The organism is Wolbachia endosymbiont (group A) of Andrena fulva (assembly GCF_964026815.1).
GTDB lineage: Bacteria > Pseudomonadota > Alphaproteobacteria > Rickettsiales > Anaplasmataceae > Wolbachia > Wolbachia pipientis.
The window spans coordinates 713,879-726,564 of record NZ_OZ034701.1; the positions used below are offsets into that span (position 1 = coordinate 713,879).

7 protein-coding genes and 1 pseudogene are annotated in these 12,686 nt (G+C 34.9%); 6 read left to right on the forward strand and 2 right to left on the reverse strand.

The window, feature by feature from the left end; translation table 11 throughout:
- Positions 1-186 precede the first annotated feature (186 nt).
- Genes clpB through AAGD84_RS03510 form a run of 4 tightly spaced genes read left to right on the forward strand, consistent with a single transcriptional unit; the run spans position 187 to position 9,182 of the window.
- Positions 187-2,748, forward strand: a complete 2,562-nt coding sequence (gene clpB, locus AAGD84_RS03495; RefSeq protein ID WP_265037984.1) for an ATP-dependent chaperone ClpB — start codon at positions 187-189, stop codon at positions 2,746-2,748.
- A gap of 27 nt (positions 2,749-2,775) precedes the next feature.
- A complete protein-coding gene (locus tag AAGD84_RS03500) occupies positions 2,776-7,527 on the forward strand; it encodes an NAD-glutamate dehydrogenase (RefSeq protein WP_265038481.1) in 4,752 nt (1,583 codons plus the stop codon).
- 4 nt (positions 7,528-7,531) lie between these two features.
- Positions 7,532-7,828 carry a hypothetical protein gene (locus tag AAGD84_RS03505; protein ID WP_038250226.1) on the forward strand — a complete coding sequence of 99 codons (297 nt, stop codon included), beginning with the start codon at positions 7,532-7,534 and terminating at the stop codon, positions 7,826-7,828.
- Entirely contained in the window at positions 7,800-9,182 is a 1,383-nt protein-coding gene (locus AAGD84_RS03510; RefSeq protein ID WP_341818154.1) for a PleD family two-component system response regulator, read from the forward strand. Before AAGD84_RS03505 ends, AAGD84_RS03510 begins: the two co-directional genes overlap by 29 nt.
- Positions 9,183-9,326: 144 nt before the next feature.
- Here AAGD84_RS03510 and recO read toward each other — a convergent pair whose 3' ends face one another.
- Both recO and AAGD84_RS07520 read right to left on the reverse strand, forming a co-directional pair.
- Complete coding sequence (recO, locus tag AAGD84_RS03515) at positions 9,327-10,049, reverse strand: DNA repair protein RecO (protein WP_253303463.1); 723 nt, start codon at positions 10,047-10,049, stop codon at positions 9,327-9,329.
- Positions 10,050-10,248: 199 nt separating this feature from the next.
- A pseudogene (locus AAGD84_RS07520) lies at positions 10,249-11,264 on the reverse strand (PDDEXK nuclease domain-containing protein).
- 172 nt (positions 11,265-11,436) lie between these two features.
- Here AAGD84_RS07520 and AAGD84_RS03530 point away from each other — a divergent pair.
- Positions 11,437-12,057, forward strand: coding sequence for a hypothetical protein (locus AAGD84_RS03530; protein WP_341818155.1), 621 nt, complete (start codon positions 11,437-11,439; stop codon positions 12,055-12,057).
- 78 nt (positions 12,058-12,135) lie between these two features.
- Entirely contained in the window at positions 12,136-12,282 is a 147-nt protein-coding gene (locus AAGD84_RS03535) for a hypothetical protein (protein WP_155975170.1), read from the forward strand.
- Positions 12,283-12,686: the final 404 nt, after the last annotated feature.

The following is a 12,686-nucleotide window of genomic DNA, read 5'->3' on the forward strand; positions in this document are numbered from 1 at the left end:
AAATAATACAACCATTTTCAGCAACAAAAACCAAAGGTCTTGAGATACAAGATATTTGTATGGTTACTATGATAGTTCCTTTTTTAAGAAAGTTTTAAATTTCATACCTAACAATAAACAACTTTAGGTTTAAATTTATGAAATCAGTTGTTATATACATCAGCAAATACGAATTTAACTGGTGTTATGGACTTAAATAAATTTACCGAAAAAGCAAAAAGTCTAATTCAAAGTGCTCAAATGAAAGCGTTGGGAGCTGGGCATCAGATTTTTATGCCTGAGCATTTACTAAAAGTGATGCTTGAAGATGAATCAGGTTTAGTTCAGGATTTGATAAACGCTTGTGGTGGAAATGTGCAGAGTATTTCCGATGCTGTGGATAGTGCAATAAAAAAGTTGCCAGTAATTGAAGGTCCAGGAAGTGGTGGCCTTCAACTTTCAAGAGAAATAGCAAAAGTTTTTGAAGATTCAATTGGTATTGCAAAGAGAAATAAAGATTCATTTGTTGCTGTCGAGCGTTTACTGCAGGGCCTCACTGCACAAAAAGATGATACTGTAGGCAAAATTCTGGCAGAGAATGGTGTGACTCCACAAAAACTGAACTCAGTTGTTGCAGAAATGAGAAAGGGCAGCAGTGCGGACTCGCCAGACAGTGAGGAAAAATTAAACGCGGCAAAGAAATATACAAAAGATGTTACAGAGCTTGCTATGCAAGGAAAGCTTGATCCTGTAATTGGTCGTGATGAAGAGATCAGAAGAACTATGCAGGTATCACTGAGGCGGACAAAAAATAATCCAGTGCTGATCGGTGAACCTGGTGTTGGAAAAACTGCAATAGTTGAGGGGCTTGCAAATAGAATTGTTGCAAACGATGTACCACTTGGTTTGCATGATGCAAAGGTCTTAGCTTTGGATCTTGGTGCATTAATCGCTGGAACAAAGTTTAGAGGAGAATTTGAAGAAAGGTTAAAAGCAGTTATTAATGAGCTTTCGAAAGCGGAGGGAAAAGTTATCTTGTTTATAGATGAGCTTCATACTTTAGTTGGAGCAGGAGCAACAAGTGGTGCAATGGATGCCTCGAATCTGCTGAAGCCTGCTCTTGCGCGTGGAGAAATTCGCTGTATAGGAGCCACAACTTTAGATGAATATCGTCAGCATATAGAAAAAGATCCTGCGCTTGCAAGGCGTTTCCAGCCTGTGTTTATTTCTCAACCAACTGAAACTGATACCATTTCAATACTCAGGGGTTTGAAGGAAAGATATGAGGTGCATCATGGTATAAGAATTACAGACGGTGCAATAATTGCTGCTGCAACGTTGTCCAATAGATATATAACAGATAGGTTTTTACCTGATAAAGCAATTGATTTGATTGATGAAGCAGCAAGTAGGGTGAGAATTGAAATGGATAGCAAGCCTGAAGTTATTGATGAACTTGAGAGAAAGGTTATACAGCTAAAGATTGAAGCAGAGGCTTTAAAAAAAGAAAGTGATGAAAATTCTAAACAGCGTTTAAAAAAGATAAATGAAGAGATCGAAAATCTAAACAGTAAATTTGCTGACTTGAACAGCAAATGGCAGATGGAAAAGAATAAAATAGCTAGAATACAAGAAACAGCCGAAAAATTAGATAACGCTAGAAAAGAGTTGGAATTAGTTCAGCGTAGTGGGAATTTGGGAAGAGCAGGAGAGCTGATGTATGGTGTGATTCCTCAGCTTGAGAATGAATTAAAAAATCAGGAAAAGGTTACTGATAGTTTCTTAAAGAAAGAAGTGACTGGAGATGATATTGCAAACATTGTTTCAAAGTGGACAGGAATTCCAGTTGATAACATGATGCACAGCGAAAAGGAAAAACTTCTCAACATGGAGAATGAAATAGGAAGAAGAGTAATAGGGCAGAAAGATGCAATAGAAGCGATAAGTAATGCAGTTAGGCGCTCTCGCTCTGGTGTGCAAGATACTAATCGACCTTTTGGTTCATTCTTATTCTTGGGTCCAACCGGAGTTGGAAAAACAGAATTGGCAAAAGCCCTTGCTGAATTTCTGTTTGACGATCAATCAGCGCTTTTGCGTTTTGATATGTCAGAATATATGGAAAAACATTCTGTTTCAAAGTTAATTGGCGCGCCTCCAGGGTATGTTGGCTATGAACAAGGTGGCAGATTAACTGAAGCAGTGAGGAGAAGACCATATCAGGTAATCTTATTTGATGAGATAGAAAAGGCAAATCCAGATATATTTAATCTATTGCTGCAAATCTTGGATGAGGGGAGACTCACTGATAGTCATGGCAAATTGATTGATTTTCGCAATACCATACTGATTTTAACTTCTAATCTTGGTGCTGAGATAATGCTAAAGGGGATTGCTGAGTCTGTAAAAGATGAGGTAATGCAGATAATTAAATCAACATTTCGTCCAGAATTTTTAAACAGACTGGATGAAATTATTATATTTCACAGTTTAACCAGAAATGACATCTATAAAATTATAGATGTTCAATTTTCTTATTTACAAAAAACACTTGCTAAGCGTAAACTGAGTATAAGTTTGTCGCAGGAAGCTAAAGAACTAATAGCACAAACTGGCTATGACCCTGAATATGGAGCAAGGCCCTTAAAAAGGGTTATACAAGAGTGTATTCAAAATAATTTAGCTAAATTAGTTTTATCAGGGGAAGTAGTAGAAAATGATGAGCTAATAGTGTACGCTCTTGATAATGAAATCTTAGTTAAAAAGGTTTAAGTTCACTGTGTATTTTTGTTAAAAAAAATGTGTATAGATCATAATGTTGACACTGAGTCTTTATTTAAGTTAGCTGATCAAGAAAATCAGCAAGATAAAGAAAAAATTAAAAAATTTATTAAGTATTTTTATAGTTTTGTTTATAAAAGCAACCTAAAAGCCAATGATAAGTTTTTGCTATATATTGTAAACGATGCTTACAATTTTGTTTCTCAAAAAGAGAAAGATGAAAGTAAGTTAGTAGTAAGCAATATAGATGATATACCAGGAATAGAAGGCGATTTTACCACGATTAAGATAACAAACGATGATATGCCATTTTTGGTTGACTCCGTTATTACAACTATTAAGTCGCACGATTTAACCATATGCTATTACAGCAACAGCATAATTAACATTAAAAGAAAAGATGGCCTAATAGATGAGATTTACCCTTTGGAAGAAAGTAATGGAATAAAAGAGTCAGTTATATATGTAATTATCAAAGGTATAAGTGACAGTTTTGTTGATACATTAAAAGAATCTCTACAAAAAACGCTGAAAGCAGTTAATTGTGTTGTGAAAGATTGGCACTTAATGCTTAAGAAACTTGATGAGGCAAGTCTTTCTGTCATCCCAGTACTTGATACTGGGATCCAGGAAAAGGACACGTGGATTCCAGTGTCACGCACTGGAATGACACCAGACCGAAATCAAGAGCAAAAAGATTTTCTAGTTTGGTTAAAGAATAATAATTTTGTATTTCTAGGTTATCAAGAATATATTGCTGGTAAAGATGAAAAACTCGTCTGTGATGGCAAAAAGGACCTTGGCCTGATGAGAGTAGGTCAAAGTACGTTGATTCCTTCTGCAAACCTTGATTCCCTATACATATTGAGATCAGATCTAATCTCAATAGTCCATCGGCGTACATACATGAATTGTATAGGAGTAAAAGAATTTGATGACCAGGGTAATGTAGTAAAGGAACGGCGTTTTTTCGGGCTATTTACTTCTGTAGCGGAGGTCCAAGATATTCGAACTATTCCAATAATAAAAGATAAAGTTAAAGTTATAGAAAAAAATGCAGGATTTGTAACCGGGGGCCACAACAATAAAGCTTTGATTTCTATTTTGCAAGTGTTCTCTTGTGATGAATTATTCCAATCAAATGAAGACGAATTATTTAAAATTTGCATTTCGATCATGTCTCTTGCGATTAGGCCAAGGGTCAGATTATTTTTAAGAAGAGTCGGGGATTTTATTAGTTGCATAGTGCTGATACCGATGCGTTATGCTAGCGCTAGGCTAATGTTCAAGATACGTGACATATTGAAGGATGAGACAAGTGCAGGAAGTTCAGATATTTATAACAATCACATTATCAATGAATATGATTTGATGAAATTGCATGTAGTGCTAAAGACCAAAAATGCTAGCGTTCTTGATGATGAAGTTTTGCGTATCGAAAACAAATTAAGAAACATTACAGAAAAGTGGGAAGATCGTTTTATAGACAATTTATACAATACTTTTAGCACTGTTGAGGATATATTCATCCGTTATTGCAAGGCATTTCCAATAAGCTATCAAGAGAGTTTCGAACCTCATGACGCATATTACGATATGAAAAAATTGGAGATAGTGAGGAAGAAAGGAGTTAGCGAGGTCGATTTAAGACTTACTCGTGATAATCTTAATTATCAATTAAAGGTTTATACTCCAAACAATGGAGGCCTTGAATTATCGAAGATATTAAGGATCACTAAGAATTTGGGAGCTAAAATTCTATCTCATAATGGCTATTACATAGAAATTAACGGTGGAATATGGATACACCATTTTGTGTTGTCAAGAGTCGATGAATTAATAGACAACATTACTCTAAAAGAGCAATTTGAAATAACACTTGCGAAAGTGTTTAGCAAGGAAATTAAAAATGACTATTTCAATAGTTTGATCATTATTGCTGGGCTCAAGTGGAAAGAAGTGCTTCTGGTTAGAGCGTTAAGTGCTTACCTAAAGCAGACGTCATTTAACTACAACCCAGAATATATCCAAAAGGTAGTCTCAGAGTATCCAAAAGTAGTAAAGTATTTGATACAACTATTTCATGCAAGATTTGATCCTAACATAGACATTGATAGAGCAGAAACTACGGACATTGTCAGAGAAAAAATTGAGGAACTTCTAAAAGAGATCAGCAATGTTTCACATGATTACGTTTTGCGCTCGATATTTAACTTGATAATGGCTATTTTAAGGACCAGTTATTATCAAGACGATAAACCATATTTATCTACAAAATTTGACTCAAGTAAAATAAATGGTTTGCCTGATCCTCGTCCGTATCGCGAATTGTATATTTATTCAAACCTTTTTGAGGGAATACATCTAAGAGGAGGGAAATTAGCCCGTGGTGGCTTAAGGTGGTCGGATAGGACTGAAGATTTTCGCACTGAAGTTTTGGGGCTCATGAAAGCTCAGATGACAAAAAATGCGGTTATTGTCCCTGTTGGTGCAAAGGGTGGATTTGTAATAAAGCAAGCTTATAAAGATAAGAATATTTTAAGAGAGAAAAGTGTTGAGTGCTATAAGAGTTTTATTAGAGGAATGCTTGATATTACTGATAACGTGGTTGATGGTGAAATAATTCCACCAGAGAATGTGATTAGGTATGATGAAGACGATCCATACTTGGTAGTTGCAGCAGATAAAGGCACTGCTTCATTTTCTGATTATGCCAACCAGATAGCCTCTGAATACAATTTTTGGCTTGGCGATGCATTTGCATCTGGTGGATCAGCAGGTTATGATCACAAAAAAATGGGTATTACAGCCAGAGGTGCATGGATTGCAGCACAGAGGCATTTTTGGAAAATGAATAAGGATATTTACCAGGATGCAACTGTTATTGGAATTGGGGATATGGCTGGCGACTTATTTGGAAATGGTATGCTGCTTTCAAAAAATATACATTTAATCGGCGCATTTAACCATATGCATATTTTTGTTGACCCAAACCCTGATGCAAAAAAGAGTTTCACAGAGCGTAAACGTCTCTTTGAGTTACCATTTTCAACTTGGATGGATTATAATAAAGATTTGATTTCTAAGGGTGGAGGAGTATTTGAGCGTAGCAGTAAGCAAGTAAACATTTCTCAAGAAATAAAAAAGTGCTTTGATATAACAGAAGATATGCTACCTCCAAGTGATTTGATTAGATATCTATTGAAAGCAAAAGTGGACTTCATATGGAATGGAGGAATCGGCACGTTTGTTAAGGCAAAGAGTGAAAATCATAGCATGGTCGGTGACAAAGCAAACGATGAGTTAAGAGTGAATGGTAAAGATATTAGAGCTTCTATGTTTATAGAGGGTGGAAATCTTGGTTGTACACAGTTTGGAAGAATAGAATATGCTGAAAAAGGTGGATATATCAATGCAGACTTTGTTGATAATTCAGCCGGAGTGATATGTTCGGACCTTGAAGTTAACATTAAGATTGCATTTGTTTCAGCTATGAAAGCAGGGGGTATTTCTTTAGAAAAAAGGAATGAAATACTGGCAAGTATGGTGGATGAAGTTGCATCCAAAGTGCTTGAGAACCACAACAAAATTGAAACAAAAGCATTACTTCTTGAGTGTTTGCAAGCTAAAGAGAGATTGGAGCAGCACCACAGGTTACTGCTCAGTTTAGAAAAATCTGGGCTGTTAAACCGAAGCGTAGAATTTCTTCCAACTGAAGAAGAGATAGCAAGGATGTTAACTGGTGCAGAAGGTTTCAGTTCTCCTCAGCTCTCTGTTCTAATGTCTTATGCTAGAACAGCAATAAAAAATGAAATTATACATTCCGATCTGTCTGAAAAAGATCTTATATCTCATGACTACTTGCTAGGTTATTTTCCTAAAAAGATGGTAACAAAGTTTAAGGATTTCATATTAAAACACCAACTTCGTAGAGAAATTATCTCTACTTGCATTGCAAATGATGTAGTGAATAGAATGGGCTGTATATTTATTAATAATTTAGTTGAGAATACTGGAATTAAGGTACACGAAGCAGTTAACATATATATTGTTGTTAACCACCTGTATGATTTAAACAGCCTGTGGCAGAAAATTGATGAATTGGATGGAAAAATTGATGTTAACTCATACTTACAAATAGTGAGGAACGTGCAGAAATTTATTGGCAGAGTATCATTTTGGCTAGTGAAAAATCTTGGCAAGCTTAGCTTTGTAGAATTGGATGATGTTACAAAATTTAAAGATGCAATTGAAACTTTAGGCCAGAACTTAACTGATGTTTTAGATGAACACCTGTTAAAGATCTATAGCCATGGATCAACTTCTTTAGTAGAACTTAATATAAATAAAGATCTAGCAAAAAAAGTTGCTGATCTATGCGTTCTTGCTTATGCACTGGACATTATATCTGTTGCTGAACAGACATCTTTGTCCATTCTTGATGCTGGTAAAATATACTTTGAGTTAAAGTCGCTGTTAAGATTCGATCTGATTAGAACAATTGCCATCAAGATGAAAAGCCGCTCTTCTTATTGGGATCGCAGCTTAGTTAATGATTTATTGGACGATTTAAGCAATTACCATCACAAGCTAGCTGTTAAAGTCATAAAAGCTACTGATAACCCTGAAGATAAGGTTCAAACCTGGGCTTGTAATGATAAGGACTACATAGAACGTTATAATAGTTTTTTAGATGAGATGGTTGCTTCTAAACTTGATTTAAGCAAATTAATATTTATAATCAGAAGGATTAAAGTACTTGCTTCATAGGAAAATGTTCAATATAGGTCTTTCAGAAATTTTAGTTGTAGCTTTAGTGAGCATAATTGTTCTTGATAAAAATAAGGTGCCTGTATTTATTGATCTTATTAGGAATGTGTATAAGTATCTTATGATTATAAAATCAAAAGCTAGGAGGTTATTGAAAGACGCAGGAGTTGAAGACTTATATAAAGAATGTAATGCTGAGAAAGTAAATTACATAATTGGTAAAAATGGTAAGCTTTATCCTACTTATGATATAGATAATACATCTAAAGATAATGACAGCAAAGATTCTGGTAGTAGATGATGTACTATCTAATGTCAAGCTTTTAGAAGCTCGACTAAAAGCAGAGTACTATACGGTTATCGTAGCTCATGATGGTGAAGAAGCTATAGATTTAGTAGCAAAGCAGCAGCCCGATATTATATTACTTGATATCATGATGCCAAAGATGAATGGCTTTCAAGTTTGTAAGGAGCTAAAGAGTGATCCCTTGACAACCCATATTCCAATAATTATGGTAACTGCGCTGCATGATACTCATGATAGAGTGCAAGGTATTAATGCTGGCGCGGATGATTTTCTGACTAAACCAATAAACGAAACTGCTTTATCTGCACGAATTAAGTCTCTCACACGCTTAAAGATGATTATTGATGAATTGCGTTTGAGAGGAGAAACTAACGCTGAGATTGGTGGAGTCGCAGGAAACAGTATTATGGATTATTCCAATCAGATTTTTGATGCTAACATACTTGTTATAGATGAGGATGTTCATCAAGCAGAGCAGATATATAATATATTAAAGCAACGCTTTAGGTCAATTAAAATACTGAGTGATCCAATGGAAGCATTGAAGGTTGGTATTGAGAATGGTTACGACCTGATCATTTCTGATATGCAATTTTCAAAAACTGACGGCTTGCGTTTGTGTTCTGAGTTTCGTAGTAAGGTGGAAACACGTTATATACCAATTCTGATTCTTTCTGAGGATTATGATAAAAACAATTTAGTAAAAGCACTTGATGTAGGTGCTAATGATTATTTAACAGTACCTTTGGATGAGGGTGAGCTAATAGCAAGGGTTAATTCGCAAGTAAAACGCAAAAGATATCAAGATGCCTTGAGAATGAATTTATTTAATAATGCGGAAATGTCTATAAAGGACCCATTAACTAACTGTTATAATAGAAGATATTTTGATGCACACTTAAGAAACATTGTTAAGGACTCTGTGGAAAAGGATAGAAGGTTGTCTCTTATGATACTTGATATAGACTATTTTAAGATAGTGAATGACAGTTTTGGGCATAGTGCTGGAGATGAACTTTTAAAGCAAATACAGAAAAGAATTTCTGAAAATATCAGAGTGACAGATTTACTAGCTAGGTTTGGTGGTGAGGAGTTTGTTGTTGTAATGCCAGATACCAATGTATCAGATGCGTATACTATTGCGGAGAGAATACGAAAAATTATTGCTAAAGAACCTTTTGTACTTGCGGATAAAAATACAACCCATAATGTAACTGTGAGCATTGGAATTGCAGAAATGCAAGGATCTGACTTTGATGATATTAAAAAATTTATAGTACGTGCTGACAGATATTTATATAAAGCAAAAAACAGTGGTAGAAATAGAGTGGTTACTGGCTATAGCTAAAGTGGCTTAAGTTTACCGACAACCGTCATTCCACTACTCGTTAGCGGAATCTATGCTGAGATACCGCGAATGAATCGCGGTATGACGTGTTGCTTGGGTTAGCTATAGATTTCTGAAATGATTTCAAAAAAATGATAACTAAGATTAAAGCGACAACATGAGGTTTCTCAGCTCTGGAAATTTCACGTTTAACTGCAAAAATAGATACTTATTTAAAAAATATCCTGTGACTTTCAGTCCTAACTGAAATTCTTGGAATGAGTAGCTGTTTTGTAGGGTATTATTGTATACATCATGCAACATTTGTGGAAAAGGTAGGAGTTTATCTGCATAATAATCTCCTACTTTTTTTGACACTGCTCTACCAGTTTTTGGAGAAATAAATTGCAGATTTTCCTTAACACCTGTTACAGCGCATTTGGATAAGTCTAACTTGAATCCCAATTGCGTAAGAAGCAGAAGCTCTAAGTTAAGATAATGGCTTTGCCAAGACTGATTGTTGTGTTTAATTACATCGATGAAATATCGAAAATTGTCATACAGCATGGCACAGGGTTCACTTTCTGGAAGCACTTTTTCTAAAATAGAGGAGAAAGAAACAATAGTAATGCTTTTTAACCTATCTTGAAAGAAATGATGGAATGGAGATTCGATTAATTCGCACTTAAAAAAACCTAGATTTTCAGGTAACTTAGCACTCCATTCTGCATGTAATAGATTACTTATCTGAAACTTATAATTGCTATTGTTTGTTAGCTTAGTTAATCCCCTGCGCTTTCCATGACTTTTTGTAAACAGAGAAAGAATTAAGTTTTTATCGCCGTATTTTTTAGCAGCTATAATGATGCCTTCATCTTTCCATCTCATTTAGAGTGTATTGACCGTATGATATTATAGGATAGTACACCTAGAGCTTGTAATCCATAAAAATCACTTACTCCGTCACTGTCTGCTTCCAAAGTTTCAAGGCTATGAGAGAGTAAGTTATTGGCTGCCACTCTTCTTCCTGAGCCTCCATGCTGAGCTTTTGGTTTGCTAAATAATTGTTTGAATGATTTTAGTAGCATTACTTTTCCTTATCTGAAACTTTCGATAATTCAGCTTCTAATTCTTCTATTGTTGGCAGAGCCGTTTTTATGTTTTCTGGTAGATTCTCAGTGATTTGATATTCTGCAAGACCTATTGGTTTGGTCATGTCTCGGAGTGTATATTTAGCAAGTACATCGTCTTTAGATTTACATAAGATTAACCCTATAGAAGGTTGATCTGTCGAGTGCTTCAGTAAATCATCAACTGCAGAAAGATAAAAATTCATTTTACCAGCATATTCCGGCTTAAAATCCTTATCTTTTAGTTCAATCACTACGAAGCAACGTAACTTTAAATGATAGAATAATAAATCAATATAAAAGTCTTTATTACCAACATCTAAATGAAATTGTCTACCAACAAATGCAAATCCTTCACCGAGTTCTAACAGAAATTTTTCCATATGCCCTACGAGTCCTTTTTCTACTTCTCTTTCATGAGCATCCTTACCTATACTTAAAAAATCAAAAATATACGGATCTTTTAATGTGTAATGTGCTAGATCGGATTGTGGAGATGGTAATTTTTCTTTAAAGTTATTTCCCTTGACGTTTATGTAGTCCAAGCTCTATCTGCATAACCATAATGTTACGTATGTTCAATAGCTTTTTTTACATAAAATAATCTTATTTCATGACTTTCTATTTTTTCCAAAAGAGTGATATTGTGATACCAAGTTAATTGTGCAAGAGGCTCCTGCACAAATTCAACATCAGGATATTCTTCGGCAAACTTACGCATATACTTCAGATTTCTCATGCTAAAGCCTTTCATTTCTGGAAATGTACTTCTCAAATCCTTACTTAATTGATCAATTACCTTAGCTCCCCAGGTATGTTCTTTTTGGCGTTTTAGGATCTCTGTACCAATATGGTGGTAAAGCAAAATAAGCTTACTATTTACTGCAAGTGCTGCTTTATAACGGTTTGTTGCAATATGATCCTTCAATTGCTCTAAAAATTCTGTATATTCTTTTGCTATAATTTTTGTCATACGGTTCCTTTTAATCCATTATACAATTCCTTTGTCTGTCGAGAAGACAATCTTTCGCTTGCCTTCAGCTTTGAAGGGATTCCTTATTGACTTCAAACTCGTCCATCAACTAAAATATATTGACTTTACGTGCAATATTAGCTTTAAACCAGTAAAACAAGCTGCTTAACATATGCGTTTTTTCTATTCGAGTTATATTCTTTTTTTGTCTTTATGTTGTTTTTTGCTTTTTTCGTTATCTTCAACAAAAGCCCAAACGAATGATACGTTAGCTGTTCCTATACCACAAAGGAAAAAAGAAATAGTTGAGCACACTGTTGTAGCACAACCGAGGCAAATTATCGAAATGCAAGAAGAAGTCATTATTAACGAGGGTAAAGAATTCATTCCAATTCCAAAAAGAAAAAAAAGTGTAGAGAAAAAACTAAGAAGGGATGTTAGAGGGGCAAAAAATGAAATAGGAAACGAAAAAAGCGTTGAGAGCAAAAAGGATGAATTAGTTGTAACAGAAATTATTAACTCTATAAGAGAAAAGCTCACAAAATGCTGGAGCATTCCTGAAAGCATAGCTTACAAAGAAAATTTTAATATAAAAATTAACTTATTGTTATCCAGTCAAGGCGAGATAATTATGGCGGATGTAGCAGACAGTGATTCCTATCGAAATAATCCACTTTTCAGGTCGATAGCAGATAATGCAATGCGTGCAGTATATAAATGTAGCCCATTGACCGGCTTGCCTACTCAGCACCACCACATTTGGCGTGAAGTAACACTAGATTTTATTCTATAGCTAAAGTAATTCTATAATTTAATAAGCCCACTGTATCCGTTCAGGATAGCAGCAAGGTAGTATAACCATAGAGTAAAAGTGAGTTTACAACAAATGGTGTCATCCCAGTGCTTGACACTGGGATGGCTTTGTTGCATCGCTACTTATGAAAGGCTAACTATAGTTAGGATTATAAGCAACCTATTGAAAATCTTGTTTTTTTGCAATCAATCTGATCAAATTTAAGAATAGTAATTTGTTATTTATATTAATAAATTTAATTCTATTGAAAATAGCTAAAGCATTGAAATTCTTGAATTTTAGCCGGATTGGTAAATGGTAGTGAAATTTCTTTTACTCAAATTTAGGTATTCATTGACCGTTCTTGTTATAAATACCAGAATAATAAGCTACTGATATTCCCTATCTTTTTTATCTTTAATCCATCATAGCTAGCGATGCAACAAAGCCCACTGGGATCCAGTTTTCTTTACAAATTCACCAAAAGTGCTTCATTCTATAACGCAAAACCCATACTTACCAAACCCAATGCATTACTTGCAATTAAGTTTCCTGGATCCAAGTAGTCTGGGCACTGCCGTCATAAAGGAACTAGTGTCAGCTACTTTCATGACACCCTTCTGGTAGGC